Source organism: Pseudomonas sp. AOB-7, assembly GCF_003696305.1.
GTDB lineage: Bacteria > Pseudomonadota > Gammaproteobacteria > Pseudomonadales > Pseudomonadaceae > Aquipseudomonas.
The window spans coordinates 718,464-744,824 of the sequence record NZ_RFFK01000001.1 but is presented as its reverse complement, the minus strand read 5'-3'; the positions used below and the strand labels follow the sequence as shown (position 1 = coordinate 744,824).

Genomic DNA, 26,361 nt, shown 5'->3' with positions numbered 1-26,361 from the left:
TAGGATAGGTGTTAGCCATGGCGAGAATTCGCAACAGACGCAAACCGGTCGCCGAGATGAACGTGGTGCCCTACATCGACGTGATGCTGGTGCTGCTGGTCATCTTCATGGTCACCGCGCCCATGCTCAACCAGGGGGTCAAGGTCGATCTGCCCAAGGTCAGCAGCGAGGCGCTGCCGCAGGACAACAACGCCCAGGTGCTGACCATTTCCATCAAGGCCGACAAGACCTACTACTGGAACATGGGCAGCGAGGTGGACGTCGACACCGAGCAGGAGCGTGCCTCGACCCTGGAACAGATGACCCAGGCGGTGTCGGCGATCATTGCCGAGAACCGTCGTCAGGGTAAGCCGGTGCAGGTGTTCGTGCGCGGCGACAAGTCGGTCGACTACGGCACGGTGATGGCCGCCATGGGCGGTCTGCAGCAGGCCGACGTGGGCAACGTCGGATTGATTACCGAGGCGCCCTGATGCAGCACAGCGAGCGTTCGCCCTCGGAAAGCTACTTCTGGCCCGTGGTCTGGGCCGTGGGTCTGCACGTCCTGATGTTTGCCATGCTGTTCGTCAGCTTCGCCTTCAGCCCCGAGCTGCCGCCGGCACGCCCGGTGGTGCAGGCCACCCTGTATCAATTGAAATCGCAGAGCCAGGCAACCACCCAGACCACCCAGAAGGTGGCGGGCGAGGCGCAGAAGACCTCGGCGCCGCAGTTCGAGACCGAGCGTCTGGAGCAGAAGAAGGCCGAAGAGCAGAAGCTGGTCCAGGCCAAGGCAGCGGAACAAAAGAAAGCCGAAGAGGCTCGAAAGGCCGAGGCAGCCAAAGCCGAGGCGGCGAAGAAGGCCGAAGCCGAGAAGAAGGCCGCCGAGCAGAAACGCCAGGCCGACATCGCCAAGAAACGCGCCGAGGAAGAGGCGAAGAAGAAAGCCGCCGAAGAGGCCAAGAAGAAGGCCGCGGCCGAAGAAGCGAAGAAGAAGGCAGCCGCCGAGGCGGCCAAGAAGAAAGCGGCCGAGGACGCCAAGCGCAAGGCCGAAGAGGCGCGGCGCAAGGCGGCCGAGGATCAGAAAGCGGCGGCACTGGCCGAGCTGCTGTCGGACAACGTGCAGAACCAGCAGGCGCTGGCCGAGACCCATGGTGACCAGGTGGCGGGCAACCTCGACGACCTGATCATCAAGCTGATCACCGAGAACTGGCAGCGTCCGATGTCGGCGCGCCGCGGCATGAGCGTCGAACTGCTGATTCAGATGCTGCCCGACGGCACCATCGCCAACGCCAGCGTGTCACGCTCCAGCGGCGATGCGCCGTTCGACAGCTCCGCCGTGGCCGCGGTGCGTAACGTCGGCCGTATTCCCGAAATGCAACAATTGGATCGCGCTACCTTTGACTCCCTGTACAGGCAGCGTCGCGTCATTTTCAAACCGGAGGATTGAGCGCTGTGAATACCCTGATTCGTATGGCCCTGTTGGGTCTGATCATGCTGGTCGGCAGCGTGCAGGCGGCCGATCCGCTGGTGATCTCCCATGGCGCCGACCGTGCCACGCCGATCGCCGTGGTGCCCTTCGGCTGGCAGGGGGGCTCGGTGCTGCCCGAGGACATGGCCGAGATCATCGGCAACGACCTGCGCAACTCCGGCTACTTCGAGCCGATTCCGCGGCAGAACATGATCAGCCTGCCGACCCAGGCCAGCGAAGTCATCTACCGCGACTGGAAGGCCCTCGGCGCCCAGTACGTGCTGGTCGGCAGCCTGGTGCCGAACGCCGGTCGCCTGCAGGTGCAGTACGCGCTGTTCAACGTCAGCACCGAACAGCAGGTGATGACCGGCAGCGTCGGCGGCGGTACCGACCAGCTGCGCGACATGGCCCACCATATCGCCGATCAGTCGTTCGAGAAGCTCACCGGGGTCAAGGGCGCGTTCTCCACCCGCCTGCTGTACGTCACCGCCGAGCGCTTCGGTGCCAACAACACCCGTTACACCCTGCAGCGTTCCGACTACGACGGTGCCCGCGCGGTGACCCTGCTGCAGTCGCGCGAGCCGATCCTGTCGCCGTCCTTCGCGCCCGATGGCCGGCGTATCGCCTACGTGTCGTTCGAGCAGCGCCGCCCGCGCATCTTCGTCCAGCATATCGACACCGGCCGCCGCGAGCAGATCACCAACTTCGAGGGTCTCAACGGTGCGCCGGCCTGGTCGCCGGACGGCAATCGCCTGGCCTTCGTGCTGTCGCGCGACGGCAACCCGGAAATCTACGTGATGGACATGGGCAGCCGGCAGATGCGCCGCATCACCAACCATTACGCCATCGACACCGAGCCGTTCTGGGGCAAGGACGGGCAGACCCTGTACTTCACCTCGGATCGCGCCGGCAAACCGCAGATCTACAAGACCAACATCAACAATGGGGCGGTGGAGCGGGTAACCTTCGTCGGTAACTACAACGCCAACCCGAAGTTGTCGGCCGACGAGAAGACCCTGGTGATGATCCATCGCCAGGATGGTTTCACCGTGTTCAAGGTGGCTGCGCAGGACCTGGAAACCAAGCGCCTGCGCATACTTTCCGACACAAGTTTGGACGAGTCGCCCACTGTTGCGCCCAATGGCGCCATGCTAATCTACGCCACCCGCCAGCAGGGCCGGGGAGTCTTGATGTTGGCGTCCACCAATGGACGCGTGAGGCTCCCTCTTCCTACCGCTCAAGGCGAAGTTCGAGAGCCTTCTTGGTCCCCTTACCTGAACTGATGCGGCGCTACACCTTTATTGCTTAACACAACTGGGGTTCATTAGGAGTTACATGATGGAAATGCTGAAATTCGGTAAGTTTGCTGCACTGTCCCTGGCTCTCGCCGTCGCTGTTGGTTGCTCTTCCAAAGGCGGTGACGCTGCTGGTGAAGGCGCAGTCGACCCGAACGCCGGTTACGGTGCCAACACCGGTGCCGTCGACGGCAGCCTGAGCGAAGAAGCCGCCCTGCGCGCTATCACCACCTTCTACTTCGAGTACGACAGCTCCGACCTGAAGGCCGAAGCCATGCGCGCTCTGGACGTACATGCCAAGGACCTGAAAGGCAACGGCGCTCGCGTCGTTCTGGAAGGCCACGCCGACGAGCGCGGTACCCGTGAGTACAACATGGCTCTGGGCGAGCGTCGTGCCAAGGCCGTTCAGCGCTACCTGGTACTGCAGGGCGTTTCCCCGGCTCAGCTGGAACTGGTTTCCTACGGCGAAGAGCGTCCGGTTGCCACTGGCAACGACGAGCAGTCCTGGGCTCAGAACCGTCGCGTAGAGCTGCGCAAGTAAGCTGCCATGCGTAATTGCCGCTGTATCCTGACCCTTCTGACGCTCGCCCTGCCGCTTGCGGCGATGGCGGAAGTTCCCGTACTGGAAAGCAGCTCCATACCGCAAGGCAGCAGCTATCCACCGGCGGGTTATGGTACGGCCGGCTCCTACGCCGGGGGCGGGGCGCAAGCCCCGGCCTCGGCGCAGGGTATGCTGTTCAACCAGCTCGAGCAGATGCAGCAGGAAATTGCCCAGCTGCGCGGCATGCTCGAAGAACAGCAGAACGAAATCCAGCGCCTCAAGCAGGAGAGCCTCGAGCGCTATCAGGATCTGGACCAACGCCTGTCTTCCGGTGCTGGCTCCGCTGCTCCCGCACAGAATTCCGCCGCTGGCGCGATCAACGCCAACGGTACCCCGACGCCGCCTGCCGCCCAGCAGCAGGCCAGCGCCGAGCCGGGTGATCCGGCCAAGGAAAAGCTCTATTACGACGCCGCCTTCGACCTGATCAAGGCCAAGGATTTCGACAAGGCGTCGCAGGCTTTCACCGCCTTCCTCAACCGCTATCCCAACAGCCAGTACGCCGGCAATGCGCAGTACTGGTTGGGCGAGGTCAATCTGGCCAAGGGCGACCTGCAGGGCGCCGGTCAGGCCTTCGCCAAGGTCAGCCAGGCGTACCCGAGCCATGCCAAGGTGCCGGATTCGCTGTTCAAGCTGGCCGATGTGGAGAAGCGCCTGGGCAACAACGACAAGGCCCGCGGCATCCTCCAGCAGGTCATCGCCCAGTTTCCCGGCAGCTCGGCCGCGCAGCTGGCCCAGCGCGATCTGCAGCGCCTGCCGTAACGGCCACGACCTTTCAAGAGCCCGCGCTAGGCGCGGGTTTTTTATGCTCGGCTGTCGTGCTGTAGGCTGTGCCGGCGCACTCCAATGGGCGATGGCGGGGGGAAATATCGGCCGCGGCGTTTTTCGTTTAGAATCGCCAGCCCTGCAACGGGTGCGAAGTTTCAGCTCGGCTGATGCCTTCGCCGTGCGGGGTAACCAATCGCTGCCGCTACGTGCGGCAAGCATCCCGATTCAACGCAACGGAGGCGGATGGCCTGTTTCGTCATCACGCCCGTGGCCACTATGCAAACAACCCTGCGCATCACCGAGATCTTCTACTCGCTGCAGGGCGAGACGCGTACCGCCGGCTTGCCGACGGTATTCGTGCGCCTGACCGGCTGCCCCCTGCGCTGCCAGTACTGCGACACTGCTTACGCCTTTAGCGGCGGCGAGCTCGTTGCGCTGGACGCCATCCTCGACCAAGTGGCGGCCTACAAGCCGCGCTACGTCTGCGTCACCGGCGGCGAGCCGCTGGCCCAGCCCAATTGCATTGCGCTGCTCGAGCGCTTGTGCGACGCCGGCTACGAGGTGTCGCTGGAGACCAGTGGCGCGCTCGACGTATCGGCCGTCGATCCGCGGGTGAGCAAGGTGCTCGACCTGAAGACCCCAGGCTCGGCCGAGGTGCAGCGCAATCGCTACGAGAACATCGACTGGCTGACCGCCAAGGATCAGGTCAAGTTCGTCATCTGCTCGCGCGAGGACTACGACTGGGCGGTGTCCAAGCTGATCCAGTATCGCCTCGAGGCGCGCGCCGGCGAGGTGCTGTTCTCGCCCAGCCACCAGCAGCTGGACGCGCGCGCGCTGGCCGACTGGATAGTGGCGGACAACCTGCCGGTACGCCTGCAACTGCAGCTGCACAAGATTCTCTGGAACGACGAGCCGGGACACTGAGGATGAACGACAAGAAAGCGCTGATTCTTCTCTCCGGCGGCCTGGACTCGGCCACCGTGGTGGCCATGGCCAAGGCCGAGGGCTACGCCTGCTTCAGCATGAGCTTCGACTACGGTCAGCGTCATCGCGCCGAGTTGCAGGCCGCCGAGCGCGTTGCCCGGCAACTGGGGGTGGTCGAGCATAAGGTGATCGGTCTCAACCTCAACGGCATCGGCGGCTCGGCGTTGACCGATGCATCCATCGCCGTGCCGGAAACCCCCGGCGAGGGCATTCCGGTGACCTACGTGCCGGCGCGCAACACGGTGTTCCTGTCCCTGGCCCTGGGCTGGGCGGAAGTGCTGGGCGCACGCGATATCTTTATCGGGGTCAACGCGGTGGACTATTCGGGCTATCCCGACTGCCGGCCGGAATTTATCGAGGCCTTCGAGCGCATGGCCAACCTAGCGACCAAGGCCGGGGTGGAAGGGCAGGGCTTTCGCATTCGCGCGCCGCTGCAGCAGCTGAGCAAGGGCGAAATCATCCAGGCCGGCATGCGCCTGGGCGTGGATTACACGCTGACCGTGTCCTGCTACCAGGCCGACGACGACGGTCGCGCCTGTGGCAAGTGCGACAGCTGCCGCCTGCGCGCCGCCGGTTTCGTCGCCGCTGGCGTACCCGATGCTACCCGCTACGTTTGAAAAAGTTTTCGCGAAGTGTTGATTTCCTGAATTAAATCAGTATCATGCGCCTCGCGTTGGGTCGTTAGCTCAGTTGGTAGAGCAGTTGGCTTTTAACCAATTGGTCGTAGGTTCGAATCCTACACGACCCACCAGATCGCAAAAGCCAGTCGCAAGACTGGCTTTTTTTTGCTCTCGGAAAAGCCCCTTGGCCGATGCTGCCCCGCCTGTGGCGATGGGCAGCCAGGGGGTATACTCGCAGCTCGCTCAAGAGCGCCGCAGGTTCGATGATATGACGCAGATTTCCGAACGCCTTCTGGTTCAAGCCCACCTCGATGCCAAACAGCCCAAGCCTCTGACCGCCGAGGAAGAGGCCTTCTATCGCCGTGAAATCGCCGCCGAGCTGAAGAAGCAGAACGCGGTGCTGGTGGCGCACTATTACTGCGACCCGGTGATCCAGGCGCTGGCCGAGGAAACCGGCGGCTGCGTTTCCGACTCTCTGGAAATGGCCCGTTTCGGCAACCAGCACCCGGCGCAGACCGTGGTGGTGGCCGGGGTCAAGTTCATGGGCGAGACGGCGAAGATCCTCAACCCGGAAAAGCGCGTGCTGATGCCGACTCTGGAGGCGACCTGTTCGCTCGATCTGGGTTGCCCGGTGGACGAGTTCTCGGCCTTCTGCGACCAGCATCCCGAGCGCACCGTGGTGGTCTACGCCAACACCTCGGCGGCGGTCAAGGCGCGTGCTGACTGGGTGGTGACCTCCAGCTGCGCCCTGGAAATCGTCGAGAGCCTGATGGACAACGGCGAAACCATCATCTGGGCGCCGGACAAGCACCTGGGCAACTACATCCAGCGCGAGACCGGCGCCGACATGCTGCTGTGGGACGGCGCCTGCATCGTGCACGAGGAGTTCAAGTCCAAGCAGCTGCTGGACATGAAGGCGCTCTACCCCGACGCCGCCATCCTGGTGCACCCGGAGTCGCCGCAGAACGTGGTCGAGCTGGCCGATGCGGTGGGCTCCACCAGCCAGTTGATCAAGGCGGCGCAGACCCTGCCCAATTCCACCTTCATCGTCGCCACCGACCGCGGCATCTTCTACAAGATGCAGCAGCTGTGCCCGGACAAGACCTTTATCGAGGCGCCCACTGCCGGCAACGGCGCGGCCTGCCGCAGCTGCGCGCACTGCCCGTGGATGGCGATGAACACCCTGGAGCGGGTGCTCACCGGCCTGCGCGAAGGCAGTGGCGAGATTCATGTCGACCCGGCGCTGATTCCCAAGGCGGTCAAGCCGCTCAAGCGCATGCTCGATTTCACCCAAGCCGCCAGGCTGAAGGTGGCGGGCAACGCCTGATACGCCCGTGCAACCCGACAAAGCCCGGCACATGCCGGGCTTTGTGTTTTCAGTAGCCTGGATGCAATCCGGGTCTACGCTCAGGCCGCCCAGTTGCCCGGCAGGTTGACGAAATTCAGCAGTTCGCGCAGCCGGCCGTGGTCGCGGCCGTTGAAGGCGAAGGCCAGGCGGGTCAGGTGGCACAGTTCGGGTTCGTCGCGTTCCTGCTCGCAGTAAGGCTGCTGGCTGAAACCGCCCTGTTTGCACAGGCCGGCGAACTCCCCCTGCAACTGCTTGAGCGCGGCGTCGCTGAGCGGGTGGTTGAGGCGCAGGACGAAGCTGTCCTTGAGCCAGCGGCTGGAGTGGAAGTTGCGGTAGAACTGGGCGATTTCCTCGGCGGCGTCTTCGGCGCTGTGCACCAGGCGCATTAGGTTGAGGTCGCTGGGCAGGATATAGCCCTTGTCCGCCAGTTCCTGCTGGAGAAATTCGATGGCGCGCTGCCAGTAGCTGCCGCCCGGCTGATCCAGCAGCACCACCGGCACCAGTGGGCTCTTGCCGGTCTGGATCAGGGTGAGTACTTCCAGCGCCTCGTCCAGGGTGCCGAAACCGCCGGGGCAGAGCACCAGGGCGTCGGCCTCCTTGACGAAGAACAGCTTGCGCAGGAAGAAGAAGTGAAACGACAGCAGATGCTCGCTGCCCTGCATGGTGGCGTTGGCGTTCTGCTCGAACGGCAGGGTGATGTTGAAGCCCAGGCTGTTCTCGCGTCCGGCGCCCTCGTGGGCGGCAGCCATGATGCCGCCGCCGGCGCCGGTGATGACCATCAGGTCGTAGCGCGCCAGGGTCGCGCCCAGCTCGCGGGCCAGGGTGTAGACCGGGTGCTCGGCCGGCGTGCGCGCCGAGCCGAAGACCGTGACCTTGCGCCGGCGCTTGAACTGTTCCAGGGTGCTGAAGGCGTGCTCCATCTCGCGCAGGGTCTGCAGCATGATCTTGGCGTCCCAGCGGTTGCGGTCGGCCTGGGCCATGCGGATCACGGTGGTGAGCATGTCGCGGTACAGCGGCAGGTTCGGGCTGTTGCCGGGGGCGGAGAGGGCGAGCAGCTCGTCCACTTTGCTGGCCAGGTCGATGCCACTGGTCTGGAAGTGACGTGACAGGTAATCGTCCGGTTCGTAGGGCATGCAGCGTCTCCTTGATCGAATCCGCTCGGCACCTCCAAGTCCCTGAAAGCCCGAGCCTTTTCAGAGTATGGACGTCTGCGGACGATGGCGGAAGGCGCATCGGGCGCGAGCGTCGCTGGCCGCGCCGGTCAGATGGCGATCTGCTCGCCCGGTTCGGGGATGTTGGCGATCCAGTTCAGCTGCTGGCGCAGGGCTTGCTGCAGCGCCTGCATCTTCTCCAGCTCGCCGTGCACCAGGTACAGCTCGGGGTGGTGCTCGAAATGGCTGGCCCAGTCGAGCAGCTGCGATTGCCCGGCATGCGCCGAGAAGCCGCCCAGGGTATGCACCTTGGCCTTCACCGCGATGCGCTGGTGCAGCACCTTCACCGTACTGGCGCCGTCGACTATCAGGCGGCCGAGGGTGCCCTTGGCCTGGAAGCCGGGGAACACCAGGTGGCAGTTCTCGCGCCAGAGGTTGTGCTTGAAGTGATGGACAATGCGCCCGCCGTTGCACATGCCGGCGCCGGCGATGATGATCGCGCCGCTGTTGATCCGGTTGATCGCCATCGACTCCTCGGCGCTGGGCGTACAGCGCAGGATCGGCAGCCAGTCCTCGACTCGCTTGACCCCCTTGGCGGCCAGCGCGGCACGATCCTCGGCGGCGAACTGGTCGTGGAAGCGGCTGTAGATGGCGTTGGCGCGGATCGCCATGGGGCTGTCGAGGAACACCGCCTGTTGCGGCAGGCGGCCCTCCTGGTAGAAGCGCCCCAGGTAGTAGATCAGGTCCTGGGTGCGGCCGACGGCGAAGGAGGGAATCAGCACGTTGCCGCCCTCGCGGTGGGCCTGCTGCAGGATCGCCGCCAGCTCCTCCAGGGTGTCCTCGCTACGGCGGTGGTCGCGGTCGCCGTAGGTCGACTCCATCAGCAGCACGTCGGCCTCGCTCAGCGTGGTCGGCGCCTGCATCAGCGGCGAGCAGGTATTGCCCAGGTCGCCGGAAAACACCAGATGGCGGTGCAGGTGGTGGTCCTCGATCTTCATCTCCACTATCGCCGCGCCGAGGATATGCCCGGCGTTATGGAAGGTCACCTGCACCCCTTTGGCCACCTCCACCGGCGTGCCGTAGGCGTGGGTGCGGCGCTGGCCGAGCGCCTGCTCGGCGTTGGCCAGGGTGTACAGCGGCACGATCGCCGGCTTGCCCTGGCGCGCGCGCCAGCGGTTCTCCCACTCGGCGTCCTTCTCCTGGAGAAAGGCGGCATCCAGCAGCATCAGTTCGAGCAGCTCGCCGCTGGCCTCGGTGACATGGATGGCGCCGCGGTAACCCTCGGCCACCAGGCGCGGCAGCAGGCCGCTGTGGTCGAGGTGGGCGTGGGACACCACCACCGCATCCAGGCCGCGCGGGTCGAAGGGGAAGGCGCTGCGGTTGCGGTCCTCCTCCTCGCGGCGGCCCTGGTGCATGCCGCATTCGAGCAGCACCTTGGCGCCGTCGCGGCTCTCCACCAGGTAGCAGGAGCCGGTGACTTGGCGAATGGCGCCGAGAAAGCTCAGTAATGCCATGATCCTCATCTCCAGTAGGCGACGGCCCATCTTGCCGAGCCGCGCGGACGATGCCGTTGATGCAGGTCAGTATGGTCGCTGGCGCGCCGTTCGTCCGGGCGAGCCGGCCATGGCGCGTCGTCTGATTTACTGGAGAGGTGAGGGCGCGTCGTCTGGCGCAGATGCACGGCGAGGAAAGGGAGGGGCAGGCATGCCCAAGTTGATCCTGGAGATAGATGTGGATTTGTACCGCCTGCTGCAGCAGGCGGCGCGTACCAATCAGTTGAGCCTGGAAGACGAATGCCTGCGTCGTCTGGAGGGTGGCGTGCGCCGCTCGCGCTATATGGAGGCGCTGCTCGCCGAACTGCGCGCCGACGACGCGCAGCGTCGGGCCGAGAAGGGCTGAAGGCTTACAGGCCGCAGTCGGCCCTGTCGAACTGCTCGGTGGTTACCGGGCGGTTGCTGCGGTATTCGCTGAACTGGTAGCGCAGCTGCGCGCCCTGGGCCAGCAGCTGGCGATAACCCGGGTTGCGGCACACGCTGGCGGCCAGCTGGGCGCGCACCGTGTCCGGATTGCCGCGCATCTGCGCGGCGTGGGCCGGCCGGACGCTGAGGTGGTTGATCAGGGTGTGGCCTTCGACGGTGTAGCCCTGATCGAGAATGTCCTCGTTGATCGCCCGCGGCGTACCCTCGCTGCTTTGCCGGGCGACCTGCTCGAGGGCGCGGGTCAGTTCGAGCTCCTTGAGCGAGGCGGCCTGGGCGGCGACGGGCAGGGCCAGGGCGAGGACGAGGGCGGTAACGCGGGACATGCGGATTCTCCTGAACGAGTGCGGGTTTTGACCCGCCAGGCGCGGCCGGGTTCAGCGCCTGGCGCATCATAGCCTGCCCGGCTTTGTTAAACTGCCGCGTTTTTTCTGTCGAGCCCTGTTCGTGGACCAGTCCCATCCCCCGCATGCCGTCGCCCGGCTACGCGCCGAGCGCCTGGCGCGCAGCGTGAAACCCTTCGTCGCCCGTGGCTCGCGAGCCGAGCGCTGCCCGGCTTGCCGGGTGCAGCCGGATTACTGCCTGTGCGCCTGGCGCCCGCGGGTGGAGGCGCATGCCGGCATGTGCCTGGTGATGCACGACATCGAGGCGCTCAAGCCGAGCAACACCGGCTGGCTGATCGCCGACGTGGTGGCTGACACCCACGCCTTCGGCTGGACGCGCACCGCGGTCGATCCGGCGCTGCCGGCGCTGCTCGCCGAGCCGCAGTGGCAGCCCTACCTGGTGTTTCCCGGCGAGTACGCCGCCCCAGAGCGGGTGGTGGACGAGGTGCATCTGGCGCCGGGCAAGCGGCCGCTGTTCGTGCTGCTGGATGCGACCTGGACCGAGGCGCGCAAGATGTTTCGCAAGAGCCCCTATCTGGACGCGCTGCCGGTGCTCAGCCTGACCCCGGCGCAGCTGTCGCGCTACCGCCTGCGGCGCTCCACCCGCGGCGAGCACCTGTGCACCGCCGAGGTGGCGGCCATGTGCCTGGAACTGGCCGGCGACGCGCAGGCCAGCGAGGCGCTGGACTGCTACCTGGATGCCTTCAGTCAGCATTACCTGGCGGCAAAGCGGCGCCTGCCGCTGGATCTGGACGACGAGCTGCACCAGCGCCTGGCGCATTTTCGCTGAGCGCGGCCGGCAGCGGCTTGGGCCACAGCTGGGCCAGGAGCATGCCGGCGAACATCAGCGCGCAGCCCAGGTAGCCACGCAGCGCCAGCACTTCGCCGAGCAGCAGGGCGCCGGCGATGGCGGCGAACACCGCCTCCAGCGAGAGGATGATCGCCGCGTGCGAGGCGATGGCGTGCTGCTGCGCCACCACCTGCAGGGTAAAACCGACGGCCACGCCGAACAGGCCGCCATAGAGGATGGCCGGACCGGCTTTGATAATGCCGTCCAGGGTCGCCGTCTCGAAGACCAGCGCCAGCAGCAGGCTGATCGCGGCGCAGGTGGCAAACTGGATGAATGCCAGACGCAGCGGGTCGTGGCGGCTGGCGAAGAAGCCCACCAGCAGCACGTGCACGCCCCAGACGAAGGCGCCGGCCAGTTGCAGCCAGTCGCCGGAGGCGACGGTAAAGCCTTCGCCGACGCTGAGCAGGAACATGCCGAGCACCGCCAGGCTGGCGCCCAGCCAGATGCCCAGGCCGCTGCGCTGGCCGATCAGCAGGCCGAGGATCGGCACGACTATGACGTACAGCCCGGTGATGAAGCCGGAGTTGGTCACGGTGGTGAACAGCAGGCCGACCTGCTGCAGGTTGATCCCCAGCGACAGCGCCAGGCCCATCACCACGCCGCCGAGCAGCAGGCCGCGGCTCAGCGGCGCCGCCGGGCGTCGGCTGCGCCGTTGCAGCAGGGCCAGCAGCGGCAGCAGCACCAGGCTGGCCAGGGCGAAACGCAGGCCGGTGTAGAGGAAGGGGCCGATGCTGTCCATGCCCAGGCGCTGAGCGACGAAGGCGCTGCCCCAGATCATCGCGGTGATCAGCATCAACAGGTCGGCGCGCAGGGCTTGGCTCGGCATGGCGGTGTCTCGGCGGGCAAAGCGGCGAATCGTGCCGCAAAGCGCGGCGCTTGACCACCCCGTCACGGCTCGGCATGCTGGGCGCCGCCGTCGCTCCGTGTGGGGAGCCTGCCACGTCGAGTGCGCGGGCTTGAGCGGGTCGTGCGGCGCCAGGCGCTGCCATAATCAATGCAGTGCACTCATAACAAGAACAGGATCTGCCAATGGCCGCCTACGAAATCCTGATTGCCGACGACCATCCGTTGTTTCGCAGCGCCCTGCAGCAAGCCCTGACCCTGGGCCTGGGGCCCGAGGTGCGGCTGGTGGAAGCCGCCAGCATCGCCGAGCTGGAAGGCCACCTGGCCGCCAAGAGCGACTGGGACCTGGTTCTGCTCGACCTCAACATGCCCGGCGCCTACGGCTTCTCCGGTCTGGTGCTGCTGCGCGGGCAATACCCGCAGATTCCCGTGGTGATGATCTCCGCGCAGGAGGAGGCCTCGGTGGTCAACCGCTCCCGCGAGTTCGGCGCCAGCGGCTTCATCCCCAAGTCCAGCCCGCTGGAAACCATCCAGCAGGCCGTGCGCCAGGTGCTCGACGGCGATACCTGGTGGCCGCCGTTGGCCGAGGAGGGCGCGCCGGTGTCGGCCGAGGCCAAGGCCGCCAGCGCCGGCCTGGCCAGCCTGACGCCGCAGCAGTTCCGCGTGCTGACCATGGTCTGCGAAGGCCTGCTGAACAAGCAGATCGCCTATGAACTGAGCGTCTCCGAGGCCACGGTCAAGGCCCACGTCACCGCCATCTTCCGCAAGCTCGGGGTGCGCACCCGCACCCAGGCGGCGCTGCTGCTGCAGCAGATGGAGTCGATTCCGGGTTAATGGCCCGGGCGGGCGCAAGCGTTCGCCGTGTAAGACGGTGGACAAGCTTGCGGCATGTCCACCCTAGGCAATCGACGGCAGGACGATCTGATCGCTGCGCGCCACCCCGACGGTGAGCGCGCGGCACTGTTCGAGAAACTCGCGCATGGCCGCGGTCTGGTACTTCTGCTTGTGCCAGATGAAGTAGAACTGCCGGCGCAGATCCAGCTGCGGCGTCTCCACCGGCACCAGGCTGCCGCGGCGGAAGGCGTCGCGCAGCGCCAGGCGCGAGATGCAGCCGATGCCCAGGCCCGACTCCACCGCGCGTTTGATCGCCTCGGTGTGTTCCAGCTCCAGGCGGATGTTCAGGCTGCGCGGGTGATGGCGCATGGCCTGGTCGAAGGTCAGGCGGGTGCCCGAGCCCTGCTCGCGGAGAATCCAGGCCTCGTGCGTGAGCTCCTCCAGCGTCGCCGTGCCGCGCGCGGCGAGGGCATGCTGCGGCGCGCAGAACACCACCAGTTCGTCCTCCACCCAGGGCTGCACCTCGATGTCCGGATGCTGGCAGTCGCCTTCGATCAGGCCCAGGTCCAGCTCGTAGTGGGCGATCTGCTGCACCACGTGGGCGGTGTTGTGCACCTGCAGCTTCACCCGGCATTCGGGGTGGCGTTGCATGAAACTGCCGATCAGCAGGGTGGCCAGGTAGTTGCCCACGGTGAGGGTGGCGCCGACGTTGAGCGAGCCGAAGCCGCTCTTGCCGCCGAGCAGGCGTTCGATCTCGCGCGCCTGGTCGAGCAGCGCCACCGCCTGCGGCAGCAACTGGCGACCCAGGGCGTTGAGCGCCAGGCGCTTGCCGGCGCGGTCGAACAGCTGACAGTCGGAGTGGCGCTCCAGCTCGGTCAGCGAGGTGCTGGTGGCCGATTGCGACAGCGCCAGCGACTCGGCCGCGCGCGAGACGCTTTCCTGCTGGGCCACGGCGACGAAGACCTGGAGTTGTCTGAGAGTAAATCGCATATCGATATAACCGATAACCTATATCTTGATAATCCACTTAACAGATATTCTGCGCCCGCCTAGAATGCCGCGCAATTCGTCTTTTTTGGTTCCCGTCCGCGCGAGGAAGTCCGCATGAGCAATATGAACGTCGAGCGTGTGCTCAGCGTCCACCACTGGAACGACACCCTGTTCAGCTTCAAGTGCACCCGCGACCCGGGCCTGCGCTTCGAGAACGGCCAGTTCGTCATGATCGGCCTGCAGCAGCCCAACGGTCGTCCGCTGATGCGCGCCTACTCCATCGCCAGCCCGAACTACGAGGAGCACCTGGAGTTCTTCAGCATCAAGGTGCCGGACGGCCCGCTGACCTCGCAGCTGCAGCACCTCAAGGAAGGCGACGAGATCGTCATCAGCAAGAAGCCCACCGGCACCCTGGTGCTCGACGACCTGCTGCCGGGCAAGCACCTCTACCTGCTGTCCACCGGCACCGGCCTGGCGCCGTTCATGAGCGTGATCCAGGACCCGGAAACCTACGAGCGTTTCGACAAGGTGATCCTGGTGCACGGCGTGCGCTACGTGAACGAGGTGGCCTACCGCGAGTTCATCACCGAGCACCTGCCGCAGAACGAGTTCTTCGGCGAGGCGCTCAAGGGCAAGCTGATCTACTACCCGACCGTGACCCGCGAGCCGTTCGAGAACCAGGGCCGCCTGACCGACCTGATGCGCAGCGGCAAGCTGTTCGCCGACATCGGCCTGCCGCCGATCAACCCGCAGGACGACCGCGCGATGATCTGCGGCAGCCCGAGCATGCTCGACGAGACCAGCGAAGTGCTCGACGGCTTCGGCCTGAAGATCTCCCCGCGCATGGGTGAGCCGGGCGACTACCTGATCGAGCGCGCCTTCGTCGAGAAGTAAGACCGCAGCGAAAACGACAAAGCCGCCCATTGGGCGGCTTTGTCGTTGTAGGGCCGTAGGGTGCGTCGTGCGCACCAAACCTTCATGGAAGCCCGGGGATGGCCCCCGGCGGCGTTACAGACGCTTGGCCTCGAGGATCAGCACCGGCTCGCGCGGCACGTTCTGGTGCATGCCGCGGTTGGCGGTGGGCACCTGGGCGATCTTGTCCACCACCTCCATGCCGCGGGTCACCTTGCCGAACACCGCGTAGCCGAAGTCGCGCGAGCCGTGGTCGAGGAAGGTGTTGTCCTTGTGGTTGATGAAGAACTGGCTGGTGGCCGAGTCGCGTACCTGGGTACGGGCCATGGCCAGGGTGCCGCGCACGTTGTGCAGGCCGTTGTCGGCTTCGTTCTTGATCGGCGTGTCGGTGTCCTTCTGCTGCATCTGCGCATCGAAGCCGCCGCCCTGGACCATGAAGCCGGGGATCACCCGGTGGAACTGGGTGCCGGCGTAGAAGCCGCTGTCGACGTACTTGAGGAAGTTGGCGGTGCTGATCGGCGCCTTGTCGGCGGCCAGCTCCACCTCGATCTCGCCGAGGCTGGTGGTCAGCAGCACCTTGGGATTGTCCGCCGCCAGCAGGCTGGTGGAGAGCAGCAGGGAACAGGCGGCGAAGGCGAGTTGCTTGAGCATGATGGTCAGTTTTCCTTGTTGGCGGTTTCTTCGAGAAAGGCGAGCAGGGCGCTGTTGAAGCGTTCGGGTTGATCCAGCGGGGTGGCGTGGCGCGAATTTTCGATCACCAGCAGGCGCGCGTCGGGCATTTCGGCGACGTACTCGCGCTTGCGTTCGACCGGGGTGTAGTCGCGGTCGGCGCTGATCACCAGGGTAGGACAGGTGATGCGGCTCAGGCGTTCCCGCACGCCCCAGCCGATGATGGCGTCGAGGCTGGCCAGGTAGGCGCGCTTGTCGTTCTGCGGCCAGCGCTCTTCGATCTTGCGTCGCAGTTCGGCCTGCTCCGGCCTGGGGAACAGCAGCTTGCCCAGGGCCTTGGCGATGGTCTCCAGGCTGAGCAGGCGCGACAGCGTCCAGCGCTTGCCGATTTCCAGCCAGTCGCGCGGGCTTTTCGCCTTCACCTCCGGGCCGCTGTTGACTATGGTCAGGCTGCGCAGCAGCTCCGGGCGGTCGACGCCGAGCTGGAAGCCGATCATGCCGCCCATGGAAATGCCCACCAGGTGCACCGGCGGCAGTTGCAGGTGCTCGATCAGCGCGGCCACGTCATCGGCGAAATCGGCGATGCGATAGGTCTCGCGCGGTTTGTCCGAGCGGCCATGGCCGCGCACGTCGAGCGCCAGCACGCGGTAGTGCTGGCTGAGCACGGGAATCTGGTACTCCCAGTCGCGGGTGCTCGAGCCCAGGCCGTGCACCAGCAGCAGCGGCGCGCCGTGGCCGTAGTCCTCGTAGTGCAGCTGGCAACCGTCGTTGTCGAAGTAGGGCATGGCCGGGGTCTCAGTTGGGCGACTGTGGGGCGGCGAAGGCGGCATCCAGGGGGGCGGCGTCGAAGTTCTTGATCAGCTCGATGAGAATCTGCGTGGCCGGGCCGAGCACCCGTTCCTTGTTGCTGTAGAGGAAGAAGCGCGGCTTGCGCGTGCCGCCCTGGGCCAGCGGCAGCGGCTTGAGCAAGCCCTCGTCCAGCTCGCGGGCGATCAGGTGGCGCGGCAGCCAGGCGAAGCCCAGGCCGCTGCCGACGAAGGTGCGCGCGGTGGACAGGCTGCCGACGGTCCAGCGTTGTTCGGCACCGAGCCAGCCGCTGTCGCGCGGCTGCACCCGGCCGCTGTCGCGGATCACCACCTGCATCTGGGTTTCCAGGTCCTGGAAGCTCAGCTCGCGCTGCAGGCGGTGCAGGGCATGTTCCGGATGGGCCACGGCGATAAATTCCACCTCGCCCAGTTCCTGCGGCAGGTAGCCGGTGATGTTGAGGGCGCTGATGGCCAGGTCGGCGGAGCCTTCGAGCAGCACCTCCTCGACGCCGGACAGCACCTCCTCGCGCAGGCGCACGCGGCAGCCGCGGCTCTGCGGCATGAAGGCCGACAGCGCGCGGACGATATTGGCGGTGGGGTAGGCGGCGTCCACCACCAGGCGCACCTCGGCTTCCCAGCCCTGCTCCATATGGTGGGCCAGGTCTTCCAGCTGGCTGGCCTGCTTGACCAGTTGCCGCGAACGGCGCAGCAGCACGTCGCCGGCCTCGGTGAGCACCGCCTTGCGCCCGTCGATGCGCAGCAGCGGCACGCCGAGCTGCTCCTGCATGCGCGCCACGGTGTAGCTGACCGAGGATTGCGAGCGGTGCAGCACCTCGGCGGCCTGGGCGAAGCCGCCCTGGTCGACCACCGCCTGTAGGGTGCGCCATTGATCCAGGGTTACACGGGGAGCCTTCATTGCTTTGTCCTGTCTCTGCCGGCAAACGGGTTCTATCGCCGGCGATATCCACCTACACTGGCGCTTCCCCGTTGGAGAGCGTCGATGAAAAAACTCTGCTGCCTGCTGTTCGTCCTGTTGCCGCTGGGCGCCCATGCCTACCCCATTGAGCTGGACAAGCAGCTCAACGGTGCCGAGGTGTCCGCCAGCACCCAGGAGATCGACCACAACATGGCGGCGCTGATGCTCTACAACTATGGTCAGAGCGAGGCCGAATGCACCGCGGTGTTCCGCAACGGCCCCGAAGCGCCGCGGACCCGTCGGGCCGCGCTGGCGCCGGGGGCGAACACCAATCTGACGGTCAAGTTCACCCGCAGCGTGATTCGCCTGCGTGTCAGCCTGACCTGTGGCCTCAAGTAAGCAGAGCCTAGTGCCGGGTCGTAGATAAATCAACTTTGTCGATATATGTAAGCGGATATTTGCGCTTTTTAATCGATAGTTGCGACTCTAATCTCTGCTCCATCGATCTCTACCCACCTCGATGGAGTCTCAAACATGTCCCGTGTTCTGGTTATCGAAAGCAGCGCCCGTCAACAAGGCTCGGTGTCCCGCGAGCTGACCCAGCAGTTCATCGCCAACTGGCAGGCCGCCCATCCCGCCGACCAGATCCAGGTACGCGACCTGGCCGCCGAGCCGGTGCCGCACCTGGACGCCACCCTGCTGGGCGGCTGGATGACCCCGACCGAGCAGCAGAGCGAGGCGGAGAAGGCCGCGCTGGCACGCTCCAACCAGCTCACCGACGAGCTGCTGGCCGCCGACGTGCTGGTGCTGGCTGCGCCCATGTACAACTTCGCCATCCCCAGTACCCTGAAAGCCTGGCTGGACCACGTGCTGCGCGCCGGGGTCACCTTCAAGTACAGCGAAACCGGCCCGCAGGGCCTGCTCAGTGGCAAGCGCGCCTTCGTCCTCACCGCCCGCGGCGGCATCTACGCCGGCAGCGGCCTGGATCACCAGGAACCCTACCTGCGCCAGGCGCTGGCCTTCATCGGCATCCACGAGGTGCAGTTCATCCACGCCGAAGGCCTAAACCTGGGCAGCGAGTTCAGTGCCAAGGGGCTGGCCCAGGCCAAGGCCAAGCTGGCGGCCGTGGCCTGATCGCGACTCCACTCTCCTGAGCGCCCGCATCCGGGCGCGTTCGCCGGCCGGTGCCCGAGGGTGCGGGCCGGCTTTTTCGTCTGATCCGGGGCAAAACCGGAGACATTCACGCGGATCCTCCCGGATTGCGACCGCAGTCCACCCTGTTCGCGGCTGAGGCCGCAGCGACGGATTGTCCGGCATGGGCGAACGCGCTAAGGTCGCCGCCTTAGTTGCCTGGAGCTCGCCGTGCGCTACCTGCTGATTGTGACCCTGCTGTGGGCCTTCTCCTTCAGCCTGATCGGCGAGTACCTGGCCGGGGCGGTCGACAGCTACTTCGCCGTGCTCAGCCGCATCCTCATCGCCGGGCTGCTGTTCGTGCCGCTGACCCGCTGGCGCGGCCAGGCGCCGGCCTTCGTGCGCGGCATGCTGCTGATCGGTGCGTTGCAGTTCGGCGTCACCTATGTCTGTCTGTACCTGAGCTTCAACCTGCTGACGGTGCCCGAGGTGCTGCTGTTCACCATCCTCACGCCGCTGCACGTGACCCTGATCGAGGACGCCCTCAATCGCCGCTTCAACCCCTGGGCGCTGCTCGCCGCGCTGGTGGCGGTGCTGGGCGCCGGGATCATCCGCTACGACGGCGTCAGCAAGGGGTTCCTGCTCGGCTTTCTGCTGCTGCAACTGGCCAACTTCACCTTCGCCGCCGGCCAGGTGCTGTACAAGCACCTGCTGTTGCGCCACCCCTCCAGCGAGCCGCAGTACCGGCGTTTCGGCTTCTTCTACCTGGGCGCGCTGCTGGTGGCGTTGCCGGCCTTCCTGCTGCTGGGCAATGCCGAGCGCCTGCCGAGCACGCTGCTGCAGTGGAGTGTGCTCGCCTGGCTCGGCGTGGTGGCCTCGGGCCTGGGGCTGTACTGGTGGAACCAGGGCGCCAGCCTGGTCGACGGCGGCACCCTGGCGGTGATGAACAATGCACTGGTGCCGGCCGGCTTGCTGGTCAATCTGCTGATCTGGAACCATGACGCCGATCTGCTGCGCCTGGCCCTGGGCGGTGCGGTGATCGTCGCCTCGCTGCCGCTGGCCGGCCTCGGCCGGGCGCGGCTACTGCAGGGCAGGGTGGCCTGATGCACCTGTCCGGGCGTGGGGTGGCGCTGTCGGTGGGCGCCTCGCTGCTGTTCGCCGTGCTGCCCGGCTACGTGCAACTGCTGGCGCCGCTGGACGGCATCCAGATCTTCGCCCAGCGCGTGCTCTGGTCGATTCCGGTGGTGCTGTTGCTGGTGCTGCTGACCCGCCAGGGGGCGCTGCTGCGCGAGACCTTCGCCCGCCTGCGCCGCGAGCCGTTGCTGCTGGCCGCCTGGCCGCTGGCGGCGGTGCTGATCGGCGTGCAGTGGGGGCTGTTTCTCTGGGCGCCATTGGCCGGGCGCATGCTTGAGGTGTCGCTGGGCTACTTCCTCCTGCCGTTGGCCATGGTCCTGGCCGGGCGGCTGTTCTACGACGAACGCCTGCGCCCGCTGCAGCAACTGGCGGTGGCCTGCGCCGTGCTCGGCGTGCTGCACGAACTGTGGCGCAGCCAGGCGTTCTCCTGGCTGACCCTGGTCACTGCGCTGGGCTACCCGCCGTATTTCATGCTGCGCCGCTGGATGCGCCTGGACGCGCTGTCAGGCTTCGTGCTGGAGATGCTGATGCTGGCGCCCTTGGCGATCTGGCTGATCGTCGCTTACGCCCCGGTGGGCGCCTTCGAGGAGCGGGCCGCGCTCTGGCTGCTGGTGCCCGGCATGGCGCTGATCGGCACCCTGGCCTTCGCCGCGATGATGGCTTCCAGCCGCCTGCTGCCGCTGGGGCTGTTCGGCATCCTCAGTTACGTCGAGCCGGTGCTGCTGTTCGGCGTGGCCCTGCTGGTGCTCGGCGAGTCCTTCGATGCCGGGCAATGGCTGACCTACCTGCCGATCTGGCTGGCGGTGCTGCTGGTCGGTTGGGATAGCGCCCGGCTGCTGCGCAAGCAGCAGCGCGGGCACTGATCAGGCGGCGCTGCTGCGCGGCATGGGAATCTGCGTCGGCTGGCTGGCCTGCTTCTTCACCTGGTAGTGCAGCTGCACCGTGCCGCTGTTGAAGCGCCGCTGGTCGCTCAGCACCAGGCTGCGCTCCATGCCGCTGGCCAGCAGCGGAATGCCGGCGCCGAGCAGGTGCGGCACCAGGTTGATCACCACCTCGTCGAGCAGGCCGGCGGTGTAGCAGGTGCCCGCCAGGGAGCTGCCGCCGACCAGCCAGATGCGCTGGAACTTGGCTTCCTTCAGCGCCGCCACAGCCTGCCCCGGCGTGCAGTGGGTCAGCTGCACCTCGGTCGCTGCACGCGGCAACTGGGAGCGGGTGAGCACCACGCAGGGCTTGCCCGGATAGGGCCAGGGCCCACCGCGCTTGAGCAGCGCCTCGTAGGTGCCGCGGCCCATCAGCAGGGCGTCGATGCTGGAGTAGAAGTACTGGAAGCTGTATTCCTCGTCCGGTTGGCGCTGGGCTTCGAACCAGTCGAGGCGACCATCGGGGCGGGCGATATAGCCATCGAGGCTTGAGGTGACGTGGTAGATCAGCGAGGGGTTCATCATGCCTCCGCAACAAAGCGTCTTAGCATTGGAGCGATGCGTAGGCGACAAGTTCGGCGGGCGCCGCGACCGCTGGTCGGCGGCGCCCGGGGCTCTGGTTTAGTCCAGCACGTTCCTCAATACCTCATAGACGATCCCGGTGGCGATTGCCACCAGCACCACGTCGCGGCCCACCTGTTTCCACTCGTAACCCTCGTAATAGGGCAGGCGCGCCGACAGACGGCTGTCGAAGTTCTTGGCGATGCCCGGCGGCAGCGGCTTGCCGCGGGCCAGGTTCTTGGCGATGCCGGGCGGCAGGGCGGAGGTCGGGCCGATCAGCTGGCGGTTGTCGCCGAGCACGATGCGCACCTGGCCGATATCCACGGTCGGGCCACGCAGGTCGATCTGCACCTCGTCGTGGCCGCCGCCATGCTTGCCCTTGCCCGGCGGCGGGCTGGCCAGCAGTGGCGAGGCGACCAGCAGCAGGCTGAGGCCGAGCGCGAGGGGAGTTCGGGTTATGGCAGGCATGGGTAGGGCTCCAGCAAAGGGGTGTGCCGATTAGAACGCCGCGGCCGGGGCGGTTCAAGCCTCCGGCGTCGGCGCCGTTGGCGATTGTGACGGCAGTCTTTGACTCAGCGCCTGCAGGCCCTGGCGCAGGTCGTTGCCGGCCGGCTGCTGGTACAGCGCCAGGTCGAACTCCGGCAGCAGGGCCAGCAGGTAGTCGAAGATGTCGCTCTGGATGCGTTCGTACTCCAGCCAGTTGGTGGTGCCGGTGAAGCAGTAGATCTCCAGCGGGATGCCTTCGGCGCCGGGTTGCAGCTGGCGCACCATGCAGGTCATGTCCTGGCGGATCTGCGGGTGACTCTTCAGGTAGGCCTCGGCGTAGGCGCGGAAGGTACCGATATTGGTCATGCGCCGGCGGTTGGCCGAGGGGCCGTTCTCGGCCTTGTGCTCGGCGTTCCACTGGCGCAGCTCGGCCTGCTTGTGGCCGAGATAGTCGGTGAGCAGGCGCACGCCGGCCAGGCGCTGTTCCTCGGCGGCGTCGAGAAAGCGCACCAGGCCGGCGTCCAGGTGCAGGCTGCGCTTGATCCGCCGGCCGCCGGCCTGGGTCATGCCGCGCCAGTTCTTGAACGACTCGGCCATCAGCCGCCAGGTGGGAATGGAGACGATGGTCTTGTCGAAGTTTTGCACCTTGACCGTGTGCAGGCTGATGTCCACCACGTCGCCGTCGGCGCCGACCTGGGGCATCTCGATCCAGTCGCCGACGCGCAGCGAGTCGTTGCTGGTCAGCTGCACGCCGGCGACGAAGGACAGCAGGGTGTCCTTGTACACCAGCAGGATCACCGCCGACATCGCGCCGAGGCCGGACAGCAGCAGCAGCGGCGAGCGGTCGATCAGGGTGGCGACTATGACGATGGCGGCGAACACGTACAGCAGCATCTTGGCCAGCTGCACGTAGCCCTTGATCGAGCGGGTGCGCGCGTGCGGGGTGCGTGCGTAGAGGTCGAGCAGGGCGTTGAGCAGGGCGCTGAGGGCCAGGGTCAGCGACAGCAGGGTGAAGGCCAGGGCCAGGTTGCGCAGGAAGTGCTCGGCCTTGTCGCTCAGCTCCGGCACCAGCACCAGGCCGAACTGCACCAGCAGCGACGGCACCATCTGCGCCAGGCGGTTGAACACCTTGTTGTGGCGCAGGTCCTCCAGCCAGAACAGCGCCGGCTGGCGTGCCAGCAGCTTGCTCGCATGCAGGATCAGAAAGCGCGCCAGGCGTCCGGCCAGCAGCGCCACCAGCAGCAGCACCAGCAGGCCGGTGATGGCGCCCAGCCAGGGGTACTGGTCGAAGTGGTTCCAGAGTTGCTCGGCCTGGCTCAGCAGCTGATCCGTATCCATGGGCGAAAACTACCTGTCGATGCTCGGGAAGGGGCCAATTAGACCATCCCCATGGCATGGGTTCGCAACCTCGGCGGCGCCGCGTTGCAAAGAAATTCGGCCGCGGCGGCGGAAACCGTTAGGCTATGCACCGTTTTGTCGATTTTTCGAGGTAGTGCCCCCGTGTTTGCCCAATTCGCCCTGCATGAACGCCTGCTGAAAGCCGTGGCCGAGCTTAATTTCGTCGAGCCCACCCCGGTGCAGGCGGCAGCGATTCCGCCTGCGCTGGAGGGCAAGGATCTGCGGGTGATCGCCCAGACCGGCAGCGGCAAGACCGCCGCCTTCGTCCTGCCGCTGCTCAACCGCCTGCTCGGTGATGGCAACTCGCAGCAGCGCGTGAGCATCCGGGCGCTGATCCTGCTGCCGACCCGCGAGCTGGCCCAGCAGACGCTGAAGGAAGTCGAGCGCTTCGCCCAGTTCACCTTCCTCAAGGCCGGCCTGGTCACCGGCGGCGAGGACTTCAAGGTGCAGGCCGCGATGATGCGCAAGATCGACATCCTGATCGGCACCCCGGGGCGCCTGATCGAACATGCCAACGCCGGCAACCTGCCGCTGAACGAGGTCGAGGTGCTGGTGTTCGACGAGGCCGACCGCATGCTCGACATGGGCTTCGCCGAGGACGCCCAGCGCCTGGCCGAAGCCTGCGGGCCGCACCAGACCCTGCTGTTTTCCGCCACCACCGGCGGCAATGGCCTGCGCGAGATGGTCGCCAAGGTGCTCAAGGCGCCGCAGCACCTGATGCTCAACAGCGTCAGTCAGCTCAACGAGGGCACCCGCCAGCAGATCATCACCGCCGACCACAACCATCACAAGGAACAGCTGGTCGACTGGCTGCTGGCCAACGAGACCTATGACAAGGCCATCGTCTTCACCAACACCCGGGTGCAGGCCGACCGCCTCTACGGCAAGCTGGTGGCGGCCGGGGTCAAGGCCTTCGTGCTGCACGGCGAGAAGGACCAGAAGGACCGCAAGCTGGCCATCGAGCGCCTGCGCCAGGGCGCGGTCAAGGTGCTGGTGGCCACCGACGTGGCCGCCCGCGGCCTGGACGTCGACGGTCTGGACCTGGTGATCAACTTCGACATGCCGCGCTCCGGCGACGAGTACGTGCACCGCATCGGCCGCACCGGCCGCGCCGGCGGCGAAGGGCTGGCGATTTCGCTGATCTGCCACGGCGACTGGAACCTGATGTCGAGCATCGAGCGCTACCTCAAGCAGCGTTTCGAGCGGCGCACCGTCAAGGAGCTCAAGGGCAGCTACCAGGGGCCGAAGAACCTCAAGGCCTCGGGCAAGGCCGCCGGCAGCAAGAAGAAAAAGACCGACAAGGACGCCAAGAAGGCTGCGCCCAAGCGCAAGTCCGGCCCGCGCCCGGCCGGCAAGCCCTCGGCGCTGGTCAGCGAGGACGGCCTGGCGCCGCTCAAGCGCAAGAAGCCGGCGGCGGAGTAACCGGGCAGGAATGCCATGCTGTGGGTGGCGCTTTAGCGGCTAGTCGCGGCTCAAGCCCCTCCCACGGGGTCATCCACCCCGACGAAGCCGCCGGTCTGGTGCTGCCACAGGCGCGCATACAGGCCGCCGCGGGCGACCAGCTCGGCGTGGCTGCCGCTCTCGACGATGCGCCCCTGGTCGATCACCACCAGGCGATCCATGCGCGCGATGGTCGACAGGCGATGGGCGATGGCGATCACCGTCTTGCCCTGCATCAGCTCGTCCAGGCTGTCCTGGATCGCCGCCTCGACTTCCGAATCCAGCGCCGAGGTGGCTTCGTCCAGCACCAGGATCGGCGCGTCCTTGAGCAGCACGCGGGCGATGGCGATGCGCTGGCGCTGACCGCCGGACAGCTTGACCCCGCGCTCGCCGACCTGGGCGTCCATGCCGCGGCCGCCCTGGCCGTCGTCCAGTTGCGGAATGAAGGTGTCGGCGCGGGCCTTGTGCGCCGCCTCCAGCAACTGCGCCTCGCTGGCGTCCGGGCGGCCGTAGCGCAGGTTGTCGCGGATCGAGCGGTGCAGCAGGGCGGTGTCCTGGGTGACCATGCCGATCTGCGCGCGCAGGCTCTCCTGGCTCACCGCGGCGATGTCCTGGCCATCGACCAGGATGCGTCCGCTCTCCAGGTCGTACAGGCGCAGCAGCAGGTTGACCAGGGTCGACTTGCCGGCGCCGGACGGCCCGACCAGGCCGATTTTCTCGCCGGCGCGCACGTTCAGGCTGAGCCCGGCGATCACCCCGCCGGCCTTGCCGTAGTGGAAGTGGATGTCCTCGAAACGCACCTCGCCGCGCTCCACCCGCAGCGGCTGGGCGCCCTCCCGGTCGAGCACCTGACGCGGCTGGACTATGGTGTGCATGCCGTCCTGCACGGTGCCGACGTTCTCGAAGATGCCGTTGACCACCCACATCACCCACTCGGCCATGTTGTTGATGCGCAGCACCAGGCCCAGCGCCAGGGCGATGGCGCCGGTGCTGATCGACCCCAGGCTCCACAGCCACAGCGCCAGGGCGCCGGTGGCGACGATCAGCACGCCGTTGAGGCTGGTGATGCTGACGTCGAGCAGGGTCACGGTGCGGGTCTGCTGGTGCACCTTGTCCAGCAGCTCCTGCATGGCCTCGCGGGCGTAGCCTTCCTCCTCGCGGGTGTGGGCGAACAGCTTGAGCGTCATCACGTTGCTGTAGCCGTCCACCACCCGGCCCATGACCTTCGAGCGCGCCGCCGAGGCGGCGGCCGAGCGCTGCTTGATGCGCGGCACGAAATGGCGCAGCAGCAGGCAGTAGCCGACGATCCAGGCCAGCAGCGGCAGGATCAGACGCACATCCGCGGCGGCGAACAGGTACAGCGCGCTGCCGGCGTAGACCACCACGAACCACAGCGCGTCGACCAGCTGCATGGCCGACTCGCGCAGGCTCGGCCCGGTCTGCATGATGCGTTGGGCGATACGCCCGGCGAAGTCGTTCTGGAAGAAGCTCAGGCTCTGCTTGAGCACGTAGCGGTGGTTCTGCCAGCGGATCAGGTTGGTCAGCCCCGGGTTGACCGCCTGGTTGGCCAGCAGATCGTGCAGGCCGAACACCAGCGGGCGCAGGAGCAGCGCCACCAGCAGCATCCACAGCAGCTCGCCGCGGTACTGCTGGAAGAACTCGGCGCTCGGCGTGCGTTGCGCCATGTCGATCAGGCGGCCGAGGAACTCGAACAGCGCCACCTCGATCACCGCGGCGAAGAAGCCCATCACCAACAGGGCCAGCATCAGCGGCCAGACCTGGCGCAGGTAGTGCAGGTAGAAGCGCACCAGCCCGGCGGGCGGCTGCACGTCCGGGCTGGGTTTGAAGGCGTCGATCAGCGACTCGAAACGGCGGAACAGCATCGCAGGCATCCTGCCTTGATG

The 26,361-nt window shown here is 66.5% G+C and carries 29 protein-coding genes and 1 tRNA gene; 18 read left to right on the top strand and 12 right to left on the bottom strand.

Going from position 1 to position 26,361, the window contains the following annotated elements; translation table 11 throughout:
• The first annotated feature begins 17 nt into the window (after nt 1–17).
• The 9 genes from tolR (at nt 18) to nadA (ending at nt 7,036) form a co-directional block, all read left to right on the top strand.
• Complete coding sequence (gene tolR / locus EA796_RS03580) at nt 18–470, top strand: protein TolR (RefSeq protein ID WP_021445484.1); 453 nt, start codon at nt 18–20, stop codon at nt 468–470.
• Nucleotides 467–1,423, top strand: coding sequence for a cell envelope integrity protein TolA (tolA, locus tag EA796_RS03575; protein ID WP_122107547.1), 957 nt, complete (start codon nt 467–469; stop codon nt 1,421–1,423). The genes tolR and tolA overlap by 4 nt, the downstream gene beginning before the upstream one ends.
• 5 nt (nt 1,424–1,428) lie before the next feature.
• On the top strand, nt 1,429–2,727 hold the full coding sequence (gene tolB / locus EA796_RS03570) for a Tol-Pal system beta propeller repeat protein TolB (RefSeq protein WP_021445482.1): 1,299 nt from the start codon (nt 1,429–1,431) through the stop codon (nt 2,725–2,727).
• Between the two features lie 55 nt (nt 2,728–2,782).
• On the top strand, nt 2,783–3,280 hold the full coding sequence (gene pal / locus EA796_RS03565) for a peptidoglycan-associated lipoprotein Pal (protein ID WP_003241687.1): 498 nt from the start codon (nt 2,783–2,785) through the stop codon (nt 3,278–3,280).
• A gap of 6 nt (nt 3,281–3,286) precedes the next feature.
• Nucleotides 3,287–4,099 carry a tol-pal system protein YbgF gene (gene ybgF, locus EA796_RS03560; protein ID WP_122107546.1) on the top strand — a complete coding sequence of 271 codons (813 nt, stop codon included), beginning with the start codon at nt 3,287–3,289 and terminating at the stop codon, nt 4,097–4,099.
• A 282-nt stretch (nt 4,100–4,381) separates the two neighbouring features.
• Entirely contained in the window at nt 4,382–5,029 is a 648-nt protein-coding gene (gene queE / locus EA796_RS03555) for a 7-carboxy-7-deazaguanine synthase QueE (protein WP_031303636.1), read from the top strand.
• Nucleotides 5,030–5,031: 2 nt separating this feature from the next.
• The gene (gene queC, locus EA796_RS03550) at nt 5,032–5,706 is read left to right on the top strand and encodes a 7-cyano-7-deazaguanine synthase QueC (RefSeq protein ID WP_122107545.1); all 675 of its coding nucleotides are present in this window, start codon (nt 5,032–5,034) and stop codon (nt 5,704–5,706) included.
• A gap of 58 nt (nt 5,707–5,764) precedes the next feature.
• Nucleotides 5,765–5,840 (top strand) — tRNA-Lys (locus EA796_RS03545).
• A gap of 137 nt (nt 5,841–5,977) precedes the next feature.
• A complete protein-coding gene (gene nadA / locus EA796_RS03540) occupies nt 5,978–7,036 on the top strand; it encodes a quinolinate synthase NadA (RefSeq protein WP_021445478.1) in 1,059 nt (352 codons plus the stop codon).
• Between the two features lie 80 nt (nt 7,037–7,116).
• Here the strand turns inward: nadA and EA796_RS03535 are convergent, their stop codons facing one another.
• Together EA796_RS03535 and EA796_RS03530 are read right to left on the bottom strand one after the other, a co-directional pair.
• Nucleotides 7,117–8,190 (bottom strand): LOG family protein, encoded by a 1,074-nt coding sequence (locus EA796_RS03535; RefSeq protein ID WP_021445477.1) that lies wholly within the window; start codon nt 8,188–8,190, stop codon nt 7,117–7,119.
• A 128-nt stretch (nt 8,191–8,318) separates the two neighbouring features.
• Nucleotides 8,319–9,722, bottom strand: a complete 1,404-nt coding sequence (locus tag EA796_RS03530) for an MBL fold metallo-hydrolase RNA specificity domain-containing protein (RefSeq protein WP_122107544.1) — start codon at nt 9,720–9,722, stop codon at nt 8,319–8,321.
• 190 nt (nt 9,723–9,912) lie between these two features.
• Between EA796_RS03530 and EA796_RS03525 the strand changes: the two genes are divergently transcribed.
• On the top strand, nt 9,913–10,107 hold the full coding sequence (locus tag EA796_RS03525; RefSeq protein WP_021445475.1) for a hypothetical protein: 195 nt from the start codon (nt 9,913–9,915) through the stop codon (nt 10,105–10,107).
• 4 nt (nt 10,108–10,111) lie between these two features.
• Here EA796_RS03525 and EA796_RS03520 read toward each other — a convergent pair whose 3' ends face one another.
• Nucleotides 10,112–10,510 carry a quorum-sensing-regulated virulence factor family protein gene (locus EA796_RS03520; protein WP_021445474.1) on the bottom strand — a complete coding sequence of 133 codons (399 nt, stop codon included), beginning with the start codon at nt 10,508–10,510 and terminating at the stop codon, nt 10,112–10,114.
• A 121-nt stretch (nt 10,511–10,631) separates the two neighbouring features.
• Between EA796_RS03520 and EA796_RS03515 the strand changes: the two genes are divergently transcribed.
• Nucleotides 10,632–11,357 carry a tRNA-uridine aminocarboxypropyltransferase gene (locus tag EA796_RS03515; protein WP_122107543.1) on the top strand — a complete coding sequence of 242 codons (726 nt, stop codon included), beginning with the start codon at nt 10,632–10,634 and terminating at the stop codon, nt 11,355–11,357.
• Here the strand turns inward: EA796_RS03515 and EA796_RS03510 are convergent.
• The gene (locus EA796_RS03510; RefSeq protein WP_256679074.1) at nt 11,272–12,243 is read right to left on the bottom strand and encodes a DMT family transporter; all 972 of its coding nucleotides are present in this window, start codon (nt 12,241–12,243) and stop codon (nt 11,272–11,274) included. The genes EA796_RS03515 and EA796_RS03510 overlap by 86 nt on opposite strands.
• A 203-nt stretch (nt 12,244–12,446) precedes the next feature.
• Between EA796_RS03510 and erdR the strand changes: the two genes are divergently transcribed.
• Complete coding sequence (erdR, locus tag EA796_RS03505) at nt 12,447–13,094, top strand: response regulator transcription factor ErdR (protein ID WP_021445471.1); 648 nt, start codon at nt 12,447–12,449, stop codon at nt 13,092–13,094.
• A gap of 63 nt (nt 13,095–13,157) precedes the next feature.
• Here the strand turns inward: erdR and EA796_RS03500 are convergent, their stop codons facing one another.
• Entirely contained in the window at nt 13,158–14,084 is a 927-nt protein-coding gene (locus tag EA796_RS03500; protein ID WP_031303633.1) for a LysR family transcriptional regulator, read from the bottom strand.
• Nucleotides 14,085–14,198: 114 nt separating this feature from the next.
• Between EA796_RS03500 and fpr the strand changes: the two genes are divergently transcribed.
• The gene (fpr, locus tag EA796_RS03495) at nt 14,199–14,978 is read left to right on the top strand and encodes a ferredoxin-NADP reductase (protein WP_021445469.1); all 780 of its coding nucleotides are present in this window, start codon (nt 14,199–14,201) and stop codon (nt 14,976–14,978) included.
• Between the two features lie 114 nt (nt 14,979–15,092).
• Here the strand turns inward: fpr and EA796_RS03490 are convergent, their stop codons facing one another.
• The 3 genes from EA796_RS03490 to EA796_RS03480 are packed head-to-tail and all read right to left on the bottom strand — an operon-like array spanning nt 15,093 to nt 17,387.
• Nucleotides 15,093–15,647, bottom strand: a complete 555-nt coding sequence (locus tag EA796_RS03490; RefSeq protein ID WP_122107542.1) for a peptidylprolyl isomerase — start codon at nt 15,645–15,647, stop codon at nt 15,093–15,095.
• Between the two features lie 5 nt (nt 15,648–15,652).
• Nucleotides 15,653–16,450 (bottom strand): alpha/beta fold hydrolase, encoded by a 798-nt coding sequence (locus EA796_RS03485; protein ID WP_122107541.1) that lies wholly within the window; start codon nt 16,448–16,450, stop codon nt 15,653–15,655.
• A 10-nt stretch (nt 16,451–16,460) separates the two neighbouring features.
• A complete protein-coding gene (locus tag EA796_RS03480; RefSeq protein ID WP_021445466.1) occupies nt 16,461–17,387 on the bottom strand; it encodes a LysR family transcriptional regulator in 927 nt (308 codons plus the stop codon).
• A gap of 84 nt (nt 17,388–17,471) precedes the next feature.
• On the opposite strand from EA796_RS03480, the gene EA796_RS03475 reads away from it, so the two are divergent.
• The 4 genes from EA796_RS03475 (at nt 17,472) to rarD (ending at nt 20,515) form a co-directional block, all read left to right on the top strand.
• A complete protein-coding gene (locus EA796_RS03475) occupies nt 17,472–17,786 on the top strand; it encodes a hypothetical protein (protein WP_021445465.1) in 315 nt (104 codons plus the stop codon).
• 135 nt (nt 17,787–17,921) lie between these two features.
• Nucleotides 17,922–18,521: an FMN-dependent NADH-azoreductase gene (locus EA796_RS03470; protein ID WP_122107540.1), complete on the top strand. Its 600-nt coding sequence runs from the start codon at nt 17,922–17,924 to the stop codon at nt 18,519–18,521.
• 228 nt (nt 18,522–18,749) lie between these two features.
• Nucleotides 18,750–19,622 carry a carboxylate/amino acid/amine transporter gene (locus tag EA796_RS03465; protein WP_122107539.1) on the top strand — a complete coding sequence of 291 codons (873 nt, stop codon included), beginning with the start codon at nt 18,750–18,752 and terminating at the stop codon, nt 19,620–19,622.
• The gene (gene rarD, locus EA796_RS03460) at nt 19,622–20,515 is read left to right on the top strand and encodes an EamA family transporter RarD (RefSeq protein WP_021445462.1); all 894 of its coding nucleotides are present in this window, start codon (nt 19,622–19,624) and stop codon (nt 20,513–20,515) included. The genes EA796_RS03465 and rarD overlap by 1 nt, the downstream gene beginning before the upstream one ends.
• Here the strand turns inward: rarD and EA796_RS03455 are convergent, their stop codons facing one another.
• The 3 genes from EA796_RS03455 to EA796_RS03445 all read right to left on the bottom strand — a co-directional run bounded on the left by EA796_RS03455 (nt 20,516) and on the right by EA796_RS03445 (nt 22,957).
• A complete protein-coding gene (locus EA796_RS03455; protein ID WP_021445461.1) occupies nt 20,516–21,094 on the bottom strand; it encodes a dihydrofolate reductase family protein in 579 nt (192 codons plus the stop codon).
• 99 nt (nt 21,095–21,193) lie between these two features.
• Nucleotides 21,194–21,601, bottom strand: a complete 408-nt coding sequence (locus EA796_RS03450; protein ID WP_122107538.1) for an anti-virulence regulator CigR family protein — start codon at nt 21,599–21,601, stop codon at nt 21,194–21,196.
• 54 nt (nt 21,602–21,655) lie between these two features.
• Nucleotides 21,656–22,957, bottom strand: a complete 1,302-nt coding sequence (locus EA796_RS03445) for a mechanosensitive ion channel family protein (RefSeq protein ID WP_122107537.1) — start codon at nt 22,955–22,957, stop codon at nt 21,656–21,658.
• A gap of 141 nt (nt 22,958–23,098) precedes the next feature.
• On the opposite strand from EA796_RS03445, the gene EA796_RS03440 reads away from it, so the two are divergent.
• Nucleotides 23,099–24,439 carry a DEAD/DEAH box helicase gene (locus EA796_RS03440; RefSeq protein WP_178082529.1) on the top strand — a complete coding sequence of 447 codons (1,341 nt, stop codon included), beginning with the start codon at nt 23,099–23,101 and terminating at the stop codon, nt 24,437–24,439.
• Nucleotides 24,440–24,489: 50 nt separating this feature from the next.
• Here the strand turns inward: EA796_RS03440 and EA796_RS03435 are convergent, their stop codons facing one another.
• On the bottom strand, nt 24,490–26,340 hold the full coding sequence (locus tag EA796_RS03435; RefSeq protein WP_122107536.1) for an ABC transporter ATP-binding protein: 1,851 nt from the start codon (nt 26,338–26,340) through the stop codon (nt 24,490–24,492).
• Between the last annotated feature and the right edge of the window lie 21 nt (nt 26,341–26,361).

Excerpts from the sequence above, each read along its gene's own strand:
- tolR (WP_021445484.1), top strand. The coding sequence starts at position 18 with ATGGCGAGAATTCGCAACAGACGCAAACCGGTCGCCGAGATGAACGTG.
- pal (WP_003241687.1), top strand. The coding sequence starts at position 2,783 with ATGGAAATGCTGAAATTCGGTAAGTTTGCTGCACTGTCCCTGGCTCTC.
- ybgF (WP_122107546.1), top strand. The coding sequence starts at position 3,287 with ATGCGTAATTGCCGCTGTATCCTGACCCTTCTGACGCTCGCCCTGCCG.
- queE (WP_031303636.1), top strand. The coding sequence starts at position 4,382 with ATGCAAACAACCCTGCGCATCACCGAGATCTTCTACTCGCTGCAGGGC.
- queC (WP_122107545.1), top strand. The coding sequence starts at position 5,032 with ATGAACGACAAGAAAGCGCTGATTCTTCTCTCCGGCGGCCTGGACTCG.
- nadA (WP_021445478.1), top strand. The coding sequence starts at position 5,978 with ATGACGCAGATTTCCGAACGCCTTCTGGTTCAAGCCCACCTCGATGCC.
- EA796_RS03535 (WP_021445477.1), bottom strand. The coding sequence starts at position 8,190 with ATGCCCTACGAACCGGACGATTACCTGTCACGTCACTTCCAGACCAGT.
- EA796_RS03530 (WP_122107544.1), bottom strand. The coding sequence starts at position 9,722 with ATGGCATTACTGAGCTTTCTCGGCGCCATTCGCCAAGTCACCGGCTCC.
- EA796_RS03525 (WP_021445475.1), top strand. The coding sequence starts at position 9,913 with ATGCCCAAGTTGATCCTGGAGATAGATGTGGATTTGTACCGCCTGCTG.
- EA796_RS03520 (WP_021445474.1), bottom strand. The coding sequence starts at position 10,510 with ATGTCCCGCGTTACCGCCCTCGTCCTCGCCCTGGCCCTGCCCGTCGCC.
- EA796_RS03510 (WP_256679074.1), bottom strand. The coding sequence starts at position 12,243 with ATGCCGAGCCAAGCCCTGCGCGCCGACCTGTTGATGCTGATCACCGCG.
- erdR (WP_021445471.1), top strand. The coding sequence starts at position 12,447 with ATGGCCGCCTACGAAATCCTGATTGCCGACGACCATCCGTTGTTTCGC.
- EA796_RS03500 (WP_031303633.1), bottom strand. The coding sequence starts at position 14,084 with ATGCGATTTACTCTCAGACAACTCCAGGTCTTCGTCGCCGTGGCCCAG.
- fpr (WP_021445469.1), top strand. The coding sequence starts at position 14,199 with ATGAGCAATATGAACGTCGAGCGTGTGCTCAGCGTCCACCACTGGAAC.
- EA796_RS03490 (WP_122107542.1), bottom strand. The coding sequence starts at position 15,647 with ATGCTCAAGCAACTCGCCTTCGCCGCCTGTTCCCTGCTGCTCTCCACC.
- EA796_RS03485 (WP_122107541.1), bottom strand. The coding sequence starts at position 16,450 with ATGCCCTACTTCGACAACGACGGTTGCCAGCTGCACTACGAGGACTAC.
- EA796_RS03480 (WP_021445466.1), bottom strand. The coding sequence starts at position 17,387 with ATGAAGGCTCCCCGTGTAACCCTGGATCAATGGCGCACCCTACAGGCG.
- EA796_RS03475 (WP_021445465.1), top strand. The coding sequence starts at position 17,472 with ATGAAAAAACTCTGCTGCCTGCTGTTCGTCCTGTTGCCGCTGGGCGCC.
- EA796_RS03470 (WP_122107540.1), top strand. The coding sequence starts at position 17,922 with ATGTCCCGTGTTCTGGTTATCGAAAGCAGCGCCCGTCAACAAGGCTCG.
- rarD (WP_021445462.1), top strand. The coding sequence starts at position 19,622 with ATGCACCTGTCCGGGCGTGGGGTGGCGCTGTCGGTGGGCGCCTCGCTG.
- EA796_RS03455 (WP_021445461.1), bottom strand. The coding sequence starts at position 21,094 with ATGAACCCCTCGCTGATCTACCACGTCACCTCAAGCCTCGATGGCTAT.
- EA796_RS03450 (WP_122107538.1), bottom strand. The coding sequence starts at position 21,601 with ATGCCTGCCATAACCCGAACTCCCCTCGCGCTCGGCCTCAGCCTGCTG.
- EA796_RS03445 (WP_122107537.1), bottom strand. The coding sequence starts at position 22,957 with ATGGATACGGATCAGCTGCTGAGCCAGGCCGAGCAACTCTGGAACCAC.
- EA796_RS03435 (WP_122107536.1), bottom strand. The coding sequence starts at position 26,340 with ATGCTGTTCCGCCGTTTCGAGTCGCTGATCGACGCCTTCAAACCCAGC.